The organism is Streptomyces sp. NPDC057271, from assembly GCF_042668715.1.
Taxonomy (GTDB): domain Bacteria; phylum Actinomycetota; class Actinomycetes; order Streptomycetales; family Streptomycetaceae; genus Streptomyces.
Genome location: NZ_JBHUYJ010000093.1, coordinates 18,586 through 32,449, shown reverse-complemented (window position 1 = coordinate 32,449; position 13,864 = coordinate 18,586). Strand labels below are relative to the sequence as shown.

The window sequence follows — 13,864 nt, the reverse complement described above, 5'->3', positions numbered from 1 at the left end:
ATCCGCCGCTACATCATCTGGCGAAACCGCCACGCCGACGACCGGCACCTACGCGCCGTCGTCGACAGGGCGAACGTTGCCTGATGCGGCACTAGTTCTCGTCCCCCGGGGGCCGTTGTTCCTTGGCGACAAGCTGCTCAAGGAGCTCGTGGAACTCCTCGCCGATCACGATCTGCAGCCCTTCGCCGTCCTCGTTGCGGTCGCTCAGCTGGGTGAGGGTGCCGCCGTGCTACCAGTAGACGTACGGGCTGATGGCGCCGGGCGTGTCCTCGTACCCCGTGGCGGCGAAGGCGCCATCGCGTTGGGGGCGGGGAGCATGCCGGTGGCGTGGAAGGCGAGCTGGTGCCGGAAGGGCATCGCCACCAGGGCTCCGTCGGCGGTCAGCTCCTCGCCGGTGACCTGCCGTACCAGCGTTACCAGTGCGAGGACCCGGCTCGCCGTGTAGAAGGAGTCGCCCAGCACCACTTCGAAGCGCAGGCCCTCGGAATCCATGACGGTCTCGTACGCCTCGACGGGCAGTCCGCGGAGGTCGTACAGCGCCTGGTCGCGCAGATAGGGCAGGTCGCCGAGGGGTTCGAGCGCCTCGTCGGTCAGCATCATGACGCTCTCGGGGAGGTCGAGCGCGAGGATCTCGTGCAGGCCGGGGGCGACGGCGCGGGCGTACGCGAATTTCCGCGGGTCGAGTCCCTCGGCGCCGACGACGCGGGGGTACGGCTGGGGGCGGATCTGCTCGGCGGGCAGGGTCTCCAGCGCCGACGGCGCGTCCATGGTGCGCAGCACCATGCCGACATGCTGGTGGATCAGCTCGCGCCATACACGGGATCCCCGTTCGTCGTTGTGGCACACGGTGGCGAGGTTGCCGAGGCCGAACTACCGGCCGGCACTGTCGGAGACCATGTCGGGGTAGACCGTCACCTCGAGGCCCTGTTCGGCGAACGCCTCGCGGACCTGGGCGCGGAACCGTGCCCCCTCGTCGGCGGAGAAGAAGGAGAACTCGGGGTCCCGGGGCGCGTCGCGCCGGCCGCGCTTCGGGCTTCGCCGGAAAAACCCCACGTCAACCGCCCTCGCTCGAAGCTGTCACTGATTCGAGCGTACCGATCAACCGTGCGTTGGATTCGCCGAGTCGTGGACCCAGCGCTCCGCGTGCGGGCGCTCCTTCCCGAAGCGCACATGCCGGTCGACCAGCCGACGCAGCCGCTCGCCCTGGTCGACCTCGAGGAACCACGCTTCGTCCAGCAGCGCGCGGATCCGCGCCCAGGGCCCTTCGTCGTGCAGCAGGTAGTTGCCCTCGACGTGGTGCACTCCGGCCCAGCGGCGACACGCCGGGCGACGCTTTGCCTTCCGTACCGGCCACCGCCACGCTTGCCGTGAGCAGGACGACCATCAATGGGGGGCGATTCTCGTGCTGCGCATCCACTTCACGTCTGCGGACCTCACCCGCGTCAGGCTGGCGACACGTCCCGATCCACTCTGGGAGATCGTCTGCAGCCTGCACCGGCTCCAGACCTCGCAGGGGCGCTGGGCCTACGCCGACTGGCACCGCACCACCCGGGACGCCCTGACGAACACCCCGCTCGGCAAGGCGGTGCGCCGATTACTCGTCCCCGTCGTGCCCCGGGCGGCCTACTTTCCCGACTTCCTGACGCCGCACCAGGCCGCAGAAGGACTTGACGAGGGACTCACCGCGATACTCGACACCCCGCCCACGCGGGTGGCCTCCGAAGTGCGCAGGCTGGAGCGGACCAACGGAGGACCTCCCTGGGGCGGGCGCCTCGTGGAGAGCAAGGCCCGGCAGGAACTCGTCAAGGCCCTGCGCGCCTACCACGATGCCGTCATCGCGCCGTACCAGGACGATATCTACGCCAGGATCGCCGGTGAGCGGGCCCTACGCGCCCGAGTCACCGTCGATACGGGCGTCGACGGACTGCTCGGCGGACTCACATCCGCCATGCGCTGGTGCCCGCCGGTCCTCGAGGTTGACTACGTCGAGGACCGGGACCTGCGCCTCGACGGCCGTGGCCTGCGCATCATCCCGTCCTACTTCTGTTGGCGGACACCGATCGCCTTGGCCGACAACGCACTGCAGCCCGTGCTGGTCTACCCGCTGTACGACTCCCGGCCTCCTGCGCCCGAGCGCCCCTCGGACGCCTCCCTCGGCGCCCTGCTGGGGAAGACCCGCGCTGCCGCGCTGCGGACCCTCGCCCTCGGAGCGACCACCACCGAACTGGCCCAGCAGCTGGGCGTCTCGCCCGCCACCGCCACACATCACACCACCGTGCTGCGCAGCGCGGGCCTGATCACGACCCAGCGCTGGCAGAACACCGTGCTGCACACCCTCACCCCGGTCGGGGCGGCGCTGCTCAGCACCGGAACGCCGAGCTCCGCCGCCTGATCCGGGTCTTTCGAACCTCCTCGAAGGTCGTGGAAAGCGCATGCGGCACGCTGCCAGAGTGTCCAGCGAACGCCGGGCTGGGCAACCGCTGCCAGCCCGTTCGTCGCAACAAACGATGGGGGAGACTCATGAAGCGAACCTTCGCCGGTGCCATGGCCATCGCCTCGGCCGCCGCGACCTGCGTGGTCCTCGCACCTGCGGCGTCCGCCGCCGAGCAGGGGGCGCAGGCCTGTGTGAACTCGTACCTTACGACGGGTTACCGCGGCTCGAGCACCATCCTCAGCAAGGCCGACAGCGGCTGCAGCGACCTCAACCTCACCTACTCCAACAACTCCACTTCTCGCAGCTACGACCGCTACGCCGGCCGCCTCTTGGGCTCCAGCGGCTGGTTCACCTGCGCCAAGGGCTACGTCACGGCCTACGACGGCTCCCACAGCATCAACGACTCCCGGTACTGGCTGTGCACCAACGTCGGCAGCGGCACCAGGTTCGGGGTGGCGAGCTACTACGACGGCGGCGACAGGGTCCGGATCACCCACTGACCCTGTGCCTCTGTCACCCGGGGTGCCGTCGGCCGGGCCGGCGGCACCCCGGCGCGCCGGTGGAGACGAAAGAAAGGGGAGGGAAGAGGGGTGAGAGACCAGGTGATTCGTCCAGCGGTCCGGCGTCGGCCGCAGCCACGGCCTCGTCGTGCCGTCGTCCGCGCCGTCTTCGCCGCGGCGGTCGTATCCGTGCTCGCCGCCTGCTCGACGGCTGCCGACACCTCGGACCCGGCGACGCCATCCGCGCCGCCTGCCAAGGCCCCCGTGGCCTCCGCCCGGGTCACCCACGCACTGCCGGACGACCCCGTACGCATGCTCCTCCCGGCGACCGGTGCCGAAGGCCGCTGGACGCAAGGGCTGGACACGTTCGGGCAGCAAGTGGCACACACTGTCACGGCCTCGTGCGCGTCCAAGGGCGGCTTCGCCCTCCCCCAGAACGCCCCGCCGCCCGCGTTCATCCGCTTCTTCGAGCTGCCCGACCTGGACTTCATCGCCCAACACGGCTTCAGCCACAGCGCCGAGGTCCCCATGCCCGCGGCGCCTCCCGCCACCGACCGCTCCGGCACCCCCGACGAGGTGCGCCGCTGCCAGGACGAAGGCGCTGCCGCCGCCGACGCGCTGCGCAAGACCTACGTACAGCTCCAGGCCGATTGGTTCAAAGAGCTCGACTCCCTGAGCAGCGACCCCGCCACGGTCAAGGCCATGGCCGCACTGCCCGACTGCCTCGCACGCCACGGCATCGACGTCCCCGACGAGGACGGCTTCTTCCGCCACACCGACACCCGCCTGCACTCCGCCGCCCCGGTCGACCTCCCGCGCGAGAACCACGTCCTGGGCGGCGCGTACGCCGACTGCATGCGCCCGGTGGAAGCTGTCCGAGAACCGATCCGCGAGCGGCTGCGCACCCGCTTCCTCGCCGACCACACCGACGAGATCGACGAACTGCGCAAGACCCTGGTCCCGGCCCTCCGCCGCGCGGAGGAACGGCACGGTGTGCGCCTCTCCTTCCCCGCGCCCTGACCGTCCCTGACCGCCCTGACCGCTCCCGATTCCTGAGAACCTCGGATCGCGTCGACTCCCGGCGGGGTGATCGGCGGGAGCCGACGCCGGGCTACGGGGTCACGAGGCCTGGCGGTCGGTGCGCGCGCGGCGCTCGGGTCGTCGGGCAGATCGTGCAGCGACGGGGCGTCTCGGACGGCGGGGTCCGAAAAATGGCCCTGCCCTATTCCTCGCGAACCCTCCTGAGCTACGGGAAGGTCCGAGAGGTGGCCGAGGTATGCGAGCAGGCCGATGCTGACGCAGCCGTGTTCGTCGCCTCCTTGACCGAGCGTCAGCAGCGCGCGCTGACAGCGATACTCGGCCGCCCCGCTGTGAGTCTCTCCGAGATTCTGCTGCCGACCGACCGACCGCTCGAAGATCCATCCATGGGGCCGGTCCAGACTCGATGAGCTGAGGGCCAGGCGAGAGCGTTCCGTGTCGTGGATGTGCGGAACGGCTCGCTGGAAGCGCAAGGCGACCTGTCTTCACGCTCGCGAGGCATCCGAGACCGGGGTGAGACACGCCGGTCAGAGGCTACGGCTGACACTCAGACGACGGCCCGCGCAGCCGCGGGCGTGGCGACGGGCGTGGCGGCGGGCTCCATCGTCAGCCGTCCGCTGCAGCGCCTTCCCCGTCGCGCCGGTCGCGCTGTCAGCAGGTCACGGGCCTTCGTCGAACAACCCGGCCTCCACCTGAAAGGCCAGCGCCTGCAATACCTCGGCCGAGGAGACTTCGGTCTGCCCTCTGTCGTGCGTCATGGCAAGGCTGGTGAAGGCCAGAGTGAACCCGGCGACCATGGTCTGCAGCGCGGGGCCGAGAGCGCGGGCGACAAGCCGCGCCACCTCGTCCGGGGCGGCATCGGCCGGCACGCTGATGGTGGGCAGCATTTCGTTCAGCATCTGCGTCACCACGCGTGATCCGAGCTCGGAGTTGTCCTCGTCCTCACCAGCCTCCGCAGCACGTCGGATCTCCTCAGCCTCCGTCAGGATGCCGATCACTCTCTTCAGGACCTCAGCGCGCCGCACCCCCGGATCCTAGAGCCTGCCTCCTTGACGAAGAACCCTCCCCGCCGAAGAGAAGACCTGGCCTCGGGCGGCATCCTGGCGGACGGTCTCGTCGACTCCAACCACCTCGAGACCCCGCAGGCGGGCGAGTTCCTCACGCCGACGGACCGTCACCCGGGACGGGGCCGGCGTCGCCGGTCGACCTCCAGCAGACCGGCTCACGTCGGCGTCCTGCCACCTCGCGGGGCCAGATGAGGATGGCGGCCAGGTGCAGTGCGGACGGTGGGCGACAGCAAGTCAGGGCCCTTCGGCTCGCTCGCCCTCAGCCACCGCGAACGGGTCTGGTCGGCTGCCCTTCGAACGCCGCGTCGACGCCGGGCCGGGCAGCGGCCCGTCGTACCTCGCCGGCCCGGACGCGGATGTCCTGCGGGCGTCGCGTGAGTAGGGCATCCGCGCCATCGAGGCAGACAGCAGCCGGGCCATGCGTGGGGCGGCGTCCCGGCCATCTGTACATACCCTCGGGTAACATGTCGGCGCCCGCCACTTCCCGGAGGAGCCCATGTCTCGGCCAGCCCGTCCCGCTCTTCTGCTCGCCGGCCTGCTGGCCGCCGCGGGCGCCGCGCACTTCGTCGCACCCCGGCAGTTCGACGCCATCGTTCCGGAGGCACTGCCCGGCAGCCCCCGGGCGTGGACGAGAGCGAGCGGCGCCGCCGAGCTGATGCTGGCCGCCGGGCTCGCGATTCCGGCAACGCGCCGGGCGAGCGCCCGAGCGACGGCCCTGTTCTTCGCGGCCGTCTTCCCGGCCAACGTGAAGATGGCGTACGACTGGCGCGACCGCCCTGCCGCGGCCAGGACCCTCGCCTACGCCCGCCTCCCCCTCCAGGTGCCCCTCGTCCTGTGGGCCAGGAAGGCAGCCCGCGCCGAGGACTGATCCTCCACACCGGATCCGGCACGCGCAGGATCCGTGCCTGGCCTGCGCGGCGCGAGTACGGCAGACGCCCGGTCCCTGTCCGATCCACCACGCACACCCGTCGGCGCCCGACGCCCAGATCGATCGTGAACGCCCGTCCCTCCGTTGCCGGGTTGTCTCCGTCGAGCCCCGCCCATCTCGTAGCGTGTGTCGAGGAGCGGCAGCGGTCTCTCGCCGACGGCCGCTCCGAACGGAAGCGTCAGCCATCGGTGACTGTCCTCCCCCGCCGCCCTGGGCGCAGAGCAAGCCGCGCCTGGCAATGCTGCCGAACTCGCCGGCCACGTCCAGCGACCCGCGGTGGGTTGACCCGCTGGTGGCTCCTTCCCGCCGAGTGCGGGCGGCGATGCAGCCAGGCCGCGCGATCGCAACACGGCTTGCGGAGGCGGTGTTCGGTGCCGCCGCTCCAGGGGGCGAGGGTCGGCGCGGTGGCCGTCGGTGTCGGTGGCAGGTCTGTGTGCATGGCGGGGAGCGCGGTGATGCACAGGTACCGCAATCACCTGACGTGGGGACAGATATCCCGCGAGGCACGGCGTTTCACGGACGTCACCGGCATGGTCGGCGGTGTCGCACGAGGTTGCGTCTTCGCGGCGGTGGGCTGGTTCGGGGCCAAGGCGGCGGTCGTGCTCGACCCGGCGGAGGCCAAGGGCATGGATGACGCGATCCGTTCGTTCGCCCGGACGCCTGCCGGTCCGTGGTTGCTCATGGCTGTGGCGGTCGGGCTCGTCCCTGTTCGGCCTCTTCTCATTCGGTCAGGCGAAGTGGAGGAAGGTCTGACCAGACGCGGAGAGCGGGACCGAAGGCACGGGGCGTGAAGCGGCGCTGATGCGCGCCCTCTGCTGGTCTCGTCCTCCGGGCGTGCTTGGAGGGGAAGAGCGAAGTGCTGGGCGCCGCGCGCCGTGGAGCGAGGAGGCGCACGCGTCATCGCCGCCACCTGGCTGTGACGCGGACAAGGAGGAGACGACCGGGCAGACGGTTCACCCTGTCTTCATCGGGCTTCGGCCTCCGCCTGCGAGAGCTCCGGGTCGAGGGCTCTGAGCGAGCGCACCGCATCGCGTGGAGCCGACCGCGGCCCCCGTACACTCACTAGCTGATTCCGCCGCAGATAAGGACCACCGCAGTGAACCATTACGACCCCATGGGCCGGGCAGCAGGCGACGCTCCGATCTACGCAACTCTCGTCCGGGAACGCGGAGACGTACCGGCGGAGGCGAGGCGGGTGGCCGAGCGGGTGCTGGAGGAAGTGGACCGGGCTGTCGACTTCAGCTCGGTGCGCGCCATCTGACGGAGCGCGGACATCGCTCGCCCGCCGGCACGGAACAGGCCACCGCCGACGCCGGCGTGACGCCGCGCAGCGGGCGGGAGAGTGCCTCGCCGATGCGGCGCCGCTCAGGAACCACACCCTGGCCGGCGCACCACGGCCGAGTACTCCCTCGGGGGACCACACCGGCGTGACCGGCGTGCATGAGGCTCACCATGGTTAGGCTCGGGGCATGGCCGGCGACGGTGAGTTCAAGCGGGACAAGCGCTACATCACGACACGCGTCACGGCCGACGGTCGCGACGGCTGTCCCGTGGAGCCCGGGCGCTATCGCCTGATCATCGCCAGGGCGTGCCCATGGGCGAACCGAGCGGCGATCGTCCGGCGCCTCATGGGACTCGAGGACGTGCTGTCGATGGGTGTCGCCGGACCACTGCACGACGAGCGGAGCTGGTCGTTCCATCTGGACCCGGGCGGCAAGGACCCGGTGCTGGGTATCGAACGGCTGCAGGAGGCGTTCTACGCTCTTCAGCCCGGCTATCCGCTCGGTATCACCGTGCCCGCGCTCGTCGAGGTGTCCACGGGCCAGGTGGTGACCAACGACTTCGAGCAGATCACCCTCGACCTGGGCCACGAGTGGTCGGCCCACCAGCGGGACGGGGCGCCGGAGCTCTACCCGGAGGAACGGCGCGACGAGATCGACGACGTGGCCGACAAGATCTTCCAGGACGTGAACGACGGTGTCTACAAGTGTGGGTTCGCAAGCTCGCAAGAGGCTTACGAAAGGGCGTACCAGCGGCTGTGGGAGCGGCTGGACTGGCTGGAGGAGCGACTGACGGGCCGGCGCTACCTGGTGGGTGACACGATCACCGAGGCCGATGTACGGCTCTTCCCGACGCTGGTCAGGTTCGATGCCGTGTACCACGGCCACTTCAAGTGCAACCGGCAGAAGCTGACGGAGCTGCCGGCCTTGTGGGCCTACGCGCGGGACCTGTTCCAGACGCCCGGTTTCGGCGACACGATCGACTTCGAGCAGATCAAGGCCCACTACTACGTGGTGCACCACGACGTGAACCCGACCGGGATCGTCCCTGGAGGCCCGGACACGAGCGGCTGGCTCACCGCCCACGGCCGCGACGCTCTCGGTGGACGGCCGTTCGGCGACGGCACACCGCCCGGTCCTCCGCCGCGGTCCGAGCGGGTGCCCTCGCTCGCCTGAGCGAACAGCAGGGACCGGCGAGGCGTAACCGCTCGGTGCGCCGAGGAAACCGGCCGGCCTGGTACGGAGCCGTTCCCCCCTGGGGCGGGGCGGTTCTGCCCTGCCCGATGACGAGTGGGAGCGGTTCCTTCAGGAGTCCGTGGCGGGGAGGAGGGAATGGGGGTACCGCCGCCCACGAAGGAGAGACTTGCACGATGGGTATAGGTCGAGCATGCCCTTCCACGGGCCTCGAGGGCGCGCGACAGCGGATCACGCGTCGCGGGATCAGGTCTGCGGACGGGTGGCCGTGACGACGTAGTAGTCGAGGTTGCCCTGCTCGTAGGCCTTCAGGAAGTTACGCGGCCACGTGCCCGGCTTCCACTGGTCCGACAGCCAGCGGTCCCAGCCCTGCCACACGTCCGGCCCGATGGACACGGCCCGGGCGTCCGTCAGGCCCGCCCGGGCGAACGCATCGGTCACGAGCGCGACAGGACGCGCGATGTCCAGCCCGTCGGCGTACGACTCAAGGTACGACGCGAGCCGTGCTCCGTTGCCCGGATCGTCGTCCGGGGTGAAGAAGCTCGCGACGGCCACCCGCCCGCCGGGCCGCAGGACCCGGGCCGTCTCCTGGGTGAAGGCGATCATGTCGTCGAAGTGCTGAGCGGCCTCCACGCTGTAGACACAGTCGAACTCGCCGTCGGCGAACGGCATCTCCTCCGCGGCACCGCGGACGAACCGGAGGCCCGACGGAGAGGTCTCCAGCAGCTCAGCATTGGTCCGGCGGGCGCGGTCCAGTTGCTGCGGATGGATGTCCATACCGGTCACCTGCTCCGGTCCGTACTCGCGCAGAGCCAGCGCACAGCCGACTCCGAGCCCACAGCCGACCTCGACGATCCGCCGGCCTGAGAGCGGGCCGGCGGCGTCGAGCACCTGCCGGTACATGTCCCTCTGGCTGCGGACCCGGTCGCCGACCGTGAGCGGTCCGGCGAGGTCGATCGAGCGCCAGTAACCGAAGTTGATGAACCCTCCGGCGAACACCGGGACCGAACTGAGATCGGCCGGACCGTACGTCTCCCGGACAGCGGCCCTCATTTCCACCGGTTCCTCCACCACTCGCGTCACCTCCGCGACCAGTCTGATGGCCGGAGCCACCCCTGTCGACGATGCCCCGCCCCACTCGACCCGAAAGGGGCGCCGCCTGGGGGCTCCGGAGCACCACTCGGTCGGCTCCGGTTGATCTTTCCGCGGCGGGGTAGCGAAGCGGCATGGCCCTGGACAACTCACCCACCCCGACGACCGGCTACGTACACCCCGACATCGACGTCCGTTCACTGGCCGCCGTACTCGACGGCGAGTACGCCGAGATTCGCGACCTCGTCCGGAGCAACCTGGCGACGCATGCCTCCGTTCTCGACGAAGCCGACGAACTCGGCATGGACGCGTTTCGCGAGCGGGTGCGCGAGATCGTGGTCGAGATGGCCGCGACGGGACAGACCGGTATGGGCTTCCCGGCCGCCTACGGCGGAGGCGGCGATGTCGGGGCCTCGATCGCCGCGTTCGAGACGCTGGCCTTTGGTGACCTGTCCGTGCTGGTCAAGGTCGGTGTGCAGTTCGGGCTCTTCGGGGGCGCCATCCTGCACCTGGGCACCGAGCGCCATCACGACACCTATCTGCCGGGTCTGATCACCGGGGAGCTGATGGGCTGCTTCGCGATGACCGAGACCGGTCATGGCTCCAACGTGCAGGCGCTGGGGACCGTCGCGCGGTACGACGTCGCACGCCAGGAGTTCGTCGTCACCACCCCCGACGGCCAGGCACGCAAGGACTACATCGGCAACGCGGCCCGCCACGCCGAACTGGCCGTCGTCTTCGCCCAGCTCGAGGTGGACGGCCGGTCCGAGGGCGTGCACGCCTTCGTCGTGCCCATCCGGGTCGGCGGCGAGCCGGCGCCCGGCGTCCGGATCGAGGACGACGGCCGCAAGATGGGTCTCAACGGCGTGGACAACGGCCGCATCTGGTTCGACGGTGTGCGGATCCCGCGCGAGGCGCTCCTCGACAGGTTCGCCGACGTCAGCCTCGAAGGCGTCTACGAGAGCTCGATCGACAACCCCGACCGGCGCTTCTTCACCATGCTCGGCACGCTCGTGCAGGGCCGGGTGAGCGTCGGCGGTGCCGGGGTCAGCGTCGCCAAGGTCGCTCTGGCCGTCGCCACGAAGTACGGCGCGAGGCGACGGCAGTTCGAAGCCACGTCGGGCGCCGAGGAGCAGGTGCTGCTCGACTACGGCCTGCACCAGCGCCGGTTGCTGCCGCTCATCGCCCGGACGTACGCCCTGCACTTCGCGCAGGACGTCGTGCGCTCGCACCTGCATGACGTCTTCTCCGGCATCGAGGACGACGCTCAGGCGCGGCGCCGGCTCGAATCACGGGCGGCGGGCCTCAAGGCGCTGGCCACCTGGCACGCCACCCGGGCCGTCCAGGAGTGCCGCGAGGCCTGCGGCGGCGCCGGCTACCTCGCCGTCAACCGGTTCGCCGCGCTCAAGAGCGACAGCGACGTCTTCACCACCTTCGAGGGCGACAACCACGTCCTGATGCAGCTCGTGGCCAAGGGGCTGCTCACCGATTACGCGAGCGAGTTCGAGGACCTCGACCAGCTCGGCATGGTCCGGTACCTCGCCAACCTCGCCGTGGAGACGGTCATCGAACGCACCTCCGCCCACAAGCTGCTGGAGCGGATGCGCGACCTGCTGCCCGGCGGCGACGAATGGGCCGAGGAGGCCGGGCTTCGCGACTCGGAGTACCAGCTCGCCATGGTCCGCTTCCGCGAGGAGCACATGCTCGCCGGGCTGGCCCGCCGGATCAAACGTGGGATCGACCAGAAGCGCGACCCCGGCGCCGTCTTCTCCCAGGTGCAGGACCATGTCATCGCGCTCGCCCGCGCCCACGTCGAACGGCTGGTGACGGAGGCCTTCGTCGGCAAGGTGCGAACGATGCCCGAGGGCGACGAGAAGGTGGCCCTGGCTCTGCTGTGCGACCTGTTCGCCCTGTCGACGATCGAGGCCGACCGGGCCTGGTTCATGGAGCACGGCCGGCTGACCGTCCAGCGCTCCAAGGCGATCAGCCGAGAGGTGAACGACCTCTGCCGCAAGGTCCGGCCGTTGGCCGTCGACCTCGTCGACGCGTGGGGCATCCCGCCCGAGATGCTGCGCGCGCCGGATCTGGTGGGCTGATCCGGGCCGGGCCCCGTCCGGACTGCGGTCGGTCCCTGCCGTACAGCCCCTGCAGATGCAGGCCGGTGATACGCCGTGAGAGCGGGCCACCAACGCTTCACGGCGCGGCCTGCTCGACCGGCCCGGCCGCCACCTGCGGAGTCGTGATGCGGTCCCATGGCAACGCCCCCCACCCCCACCGGCCGGCCCCCCGCGCATACGGGGCGGACACCTCCGAGGCCAGGGAGCCGTGGTTTCGACGGTGCTCGACCTGATGATGCTCGGTACGGCCATCACCCTGGGGTTCGGCCGCGACAGCCTTGTCGGCGGCTGCCGCTGCGCGCCGCTCAAGGGGCGCTGGTGACGAGGTCGGCCAGCGCGTGGGCGGACTCGGGGGTGAGGCGGTAGAAGCCCTGGAGGCTGACCGAGCGTTCCAGCCGGCCGTCCACGACGTATTTGAGGGTACGGGTCTTGCCTCGGGCGTTGCGCCAGGTGAGGGTCGGCAGAAGTACGCCTGGAACAGGAGTGTCGAATCGTACGGGTGTCGCGTCCACATGCACCGCACTGGCACCGCAGCCGCCGGCGCCGAGCATCGACCAGTCGTCGTGTCCGGGAAACCGCGGGTCTTGCCACGTGGCCGCAGGCGTGCCGCAGCAGGCACCGCGTTCCATGTCCAGGACTCGCATGCGGGACACGACGAAGACCTCGCACCGGTTGACGTGCAGGGCGTACACCTCGTCCCCGGCACGAGCCCCCGTCCAGGCGGGCAGGGACTGGTGAACACCGGAATAGGCAACGGGCGGCCGCTCGCCCACCCGGCCCTCCTTGCGCAGGGAACGGCATGTGTCATGGGTCCACAGGACGGTGAAGGCATCAGACATACGGTGATCGTAAGAACGAGGACTGACAGTCCTTGGGGCGTGACGCGAGCTCGACGATCGGTTCGCCGTCGAGGTCCGGCCGTGGGGGAGCCGACGCGCCGCGGCGACGACGGCAGGGAGGCGTCCGACACCGGGGGCTCCGTTCGGACCGTCCACGACCGCTCTTCAGGTGATTGTCGGATGCCTCACGATCCAGACGGTCGTCGCACGGTACGACTTCTCAGCACCAGACGAACCCTGCATCGAGGAGCTTTGGCGATGTACGCAGCAGTGCGGAGGTACGAAGGGGTGACCGATCCGGCTGAGGCGGGACGCGTCGTGAGCGAGGGGTTCGTGCCGCTCATGCGCCAGGTCTCCGGCTTCGTGGCCTACTACTGGGTCGATGCCGGGGACGGGGTGATGGTCTCGACCAGCGTCTTCCAGGACCAGTCCGGCGCGGAGGAATCGATCGCGAGGGCGGCCGACTTCGTGGCGGCGAACCTCGCCTCGCTGCTCCCCAACCCTCCTCAGATCACGGCAGGTGAGGTCGTGGCCTCGGCCTGACCCCATGCGTCGCCGGGTTGCCGGGGCCGCTCTCCCCCGGCCCGGAAGAAACGCGGGGGCTCTGGAGGTAGCGCGGCACGCCCCAGCCCGACAGCCGGCTCGTCTCGTACCCGCCGTACCAGTGGACGGTGCGTCCCGTGCGGAAGGCACGGATGGCACCGACGCCGTCGTCGCCGCCGGAGTCGATGTCGATGTCGATGTCGATGTCGACCGTGTCGTGTCCAGGCTGTCCACCTCGGTCCGGCCCCGGTCGGGGAACCGGCGCGGCGAGATCGGTGCACCTGTCGAGAACGCCGTTGGCGCGCTCGACCGCGTCCCTGGAGCGGGCGACGCCATCGACCACGCTGTCCCGCGCAGGACGTCGGACTCGTTGGCTCCGGTCCGTGGCGGTGGGGAGTCCCGGCGCTTGGTACTGGGTGACGGACGCACCGCCGAGGTCACCGATCACGTCCTCCTCATCCGCCGCACCGCCTGACGCCACGGCGTGTCGCCCCGCCGGCAGAGGAAGGGAGCCCGCGACGAGGTCCGGTCGCGATCCGGCGGACTTCGTCGGCACGCTCGACCGTCCATGTCTGCGGCGCCAGGTCGATATCCGCCGCGACTTCGCGCGGGCTCGGGTAGCGAACGTCGGAGTCCTGGTTCCACGACCATGGCGCGGCCGAGCCGCGGTCGACGACCAGCAGCCTCCCGCCCGGAGCGGAGCTGAGGCACAGTTCGGTTCGGGGAGGACGAACCGGCGAACGCCACTGTCCCGCTTGGAGGTTGACGACGGAGTTCACCCGCATGAAGGCAGCACCCGGCTACGCGGGGGTCGCCCAGCGGCTGTGGGCCC

The 13,864-nt window shown here is 70.3% G+C and carries 13 protein-coding genes and 4 pseudogenes; 10 read left to right on the top strand and 7 right to left on the bottom strand.

Annotated elements, in window-relative coordinates; genetic code table 11:
• Positions 1 to 84: pseudogene (locus ACFUJR_RS30810) on the top strand (transposase); the annotation flags it as partial.
• Positions 85 to 91: 7 nt separating this feature from the next.
• Here ACFUJR_RS30810 and ACFUJR_RS30805 read toward each other — a convergent pair.
• Positions 92 to 1,053 (bottom strand): annotated as a pseudogene (locus ACFUJR_RS30805) (hypothetical protein).
• 43 nt (positions 1,054 to 1,096) lie between these two features.
• A pseudogene (locus ACFUJR_RS30800) lies at positions 1,097 to 1,290 on the bottom strand (nucleoside/nucleotide kinase family protein); the annotation flags it as partial.
• 112 nt (positions 1,291 to 1,402) lie between these two features.
• Here ACFUJR_RS30800 and ACFUJR_RS30795 point away from each other — a divergent pair.
• From ACFUJR_RS30795 to ACFUJR_RS30785, 3 genes are all read left to right on the top strand, one after another.
• Positions 1,403 to 2,392 (top strand): ArsR/SmtB family transcription factor, encoded by a 990-nt coding sequence (locus ACFUJR_RS30795; protein WP_383181506.1) that lies wholly within the window; start codon positions 1,403 to 1,405, stop codon positions 2,390 to 2,392.
• Positions 2,393 to 2,520: 128 nt separating this feature from the next.
• On the top strand, positions 2,521 to 2,934 hold the full coding sequence (locus ACFUJR_RS30790) for a hypothetical protein (RefSeq protein WP_383181503.1): 414 nt from the start codon (positions 2,521 to 2,523) through the stop codon (positions 2,932 to 2,934).
• A gap of 90 nt (positions 2,935 to 3,024) precedes the next feature.
• The gene (locus ACFUJR_RS30785; protein ID WP_383175861.1) at positions 3,025 to 3,954 is read left to right on the top strand and encodes a hypothetical protein; all 930 of its coding nucleotides are present in this window, start codon (positions 3,025 to 3,027) and stop codon (positions 3,952 to 3,954) included.
• A 677-nt stretch (positions 3,955 to 4,631) separates the two neighbouring features.
• On the opposite strand, the gene ACFUJR_RS30780 is transcribed toward ACFUJR_RS30785, so the two are convergent.
• The gene (locus ACFUJR_RS30780; RefSeq protein WP_383175864.1) at positions 4,632 to 4,997 is read right to left on the bottom strand and encodes a hypothetical protein; all 366 of its coding nucleotides are present in this window, start codon (positions 4,995 to 4,997) and stop codon (positions 4,632 to 4,634) included.
• A gap of 538 nt (positions 4,998 to 5,535) precedes the next feature.
• Between ACFUJR_RS30780 and ACFUJR_RS30775 the strand changes: the two genes are divergently transcribed.
• The 4 genes from ACFUJR_RS30775 (at position 5,536) to ACFUJR_RS30760 (ending at position 8,423) form a co-directional block, all read left to right on the top strand.
• Positions 5,536 to 5,907: a hypothetical protein gene (locus ACFUJR_RS30775; protein WP_383175867.1), complete on the top strand. Its 372-nt coding sequence runs from the start codon at positions 5,536 to 5,538 to the stop codon at positions 5,905 to 5,907.
• A gap of 497 nt (positions 5,908 to 6,404) precedes the next feature.
• On the top strand, positions 6,405 to 6,758 hold the full coding sequence (locus ACFUJR_RS30770) for a DUF1206 domain-containing protein (protein WP_383450948.1): 354 nt from the start codon (positions 6,405 to 6,407) through the stop codon (positions 6,756 to 6,758).
• A 305-nt stretch (positions 6,759 to 7,063) separates the two neighbouring features.
• Positions 7,064 to 7,228, top strand: coding sequence for a hypothetical protein (locus tag ACFUJR_RS30765; RefSeq protein ID WP_383175870.1), 165 nt, complete (start codon positions 7,064 to 7,066; stop codon positions 7,226 to 7,228).
• 208 nt (positions 7,229 to 7,436) lie between these two features.
• Positions 7,437 to 8,423 (top strand): glutathione S-transferase family protein, encoded by a 987-nt coding sequence (locus tag ACFUJR_RS30760; RefSeq protein ID WP_383175873.1) that lies wholly within the window; start codon positions 7,437 to 7,439, stop codon positions 8,421 to 8,423.
• A 264-nt stretch (positions 8,424 to 8,687) separates the two neighbouring features.
• On the opposite strand, the gene ACFUJR_RS30755 is transcribed toward ACFUJR_RS30760, so the two are convergent.
• On the bottom strand, positions 8,688 to 9,494 hold the full coding sequence (locus ACFUJR_RS30755) for a methyltransferase domain-containing protein (RefSeq protein WP_383175875.1): 807 nt from the start codon (positions 9,492 to 9,494) through the stop codon (positions 8,688 to 8,690).
• A 173-nt stretch (positions 9,495 to 9,667) separates the two neighbouring features.
• Between ACFUJR_RS30755 and ACFUJR_RS30750 the strand changes: the two genes are divergently transcribed.
• The gene (locus tag ACFUJR_RS30750; protein WP_383175878.1) at positions 9,668 to 11,629 is read left to right on the top strand and encodes an acyl-CoA dehydrogenase family protein; all 1,962 of its coding nucleotides are present in this window, start codon (positions 9,668 to 9,670) and stop codon (positions 11,627 to 11,629) included.
• A 326-nt stretch (positions 11,630 to 11,955) separates the two neighbouring features.
• Here the strand turns inward: ACFUJR_RS30750 and ACFUJR_RS30745 are convergent, their stop codons facing one another.
• On the bottom strand, positions 11,956 to 12,489 hold the full coding sequence (locus ACFUJR_RS30745) for a hypothetical protein (RefSeq protein ID WP_383175881.1): 534 nt from the start codon (positions 12,487 to 12,489) through the stop codon (positions 11,956 to 11,958).
• Between the two features lie 258 nt (positions 12,490 to 12,747).
• Between ACFUJR_RS30745 and ACFUJR_RS30740 the strand changes: the two genes are divergently transcribed.
• Complete coding sequence (locus ACFUJR_RS30740) at positions 12,748 to 13,032, top strand: hypothetical protein (protein ID WP_383175884.1); 285 nt, start codon at positions 12,748 to 12,750, stop codon at positions 13,030 to 13,032.
• Here ACFUJR_RS30740 and ACFUJR_RS30735 read toward each other — a convergent pair.
• On the bottom strand, positions 13,001 to 13,480 hold the full coding sequence (locus ACFUJR_RS30735; RefSeq protein WP_383175886.1) for a hypothetical protein: 480 nt from the start codon (positions 13,478 to 13,480) through the stop codon (positions 13,001 to 13,003). The genes ACFUJR_RS30740 and ACFUJR_RS30735 overlap by 32 nt on opposite strands.
• Before the next feature lie 7 nt (positions 13,481 to 13,487).
• Positions 13,488 to 13,727, bottom strand: a pseudogene (locus tag ACFUJR_RS30730) (SAM-dependent methyltransferase); the annotation flags it as partial.
• Positions 13,728 to 13,864: the final 137 nt, after the last annotated feature.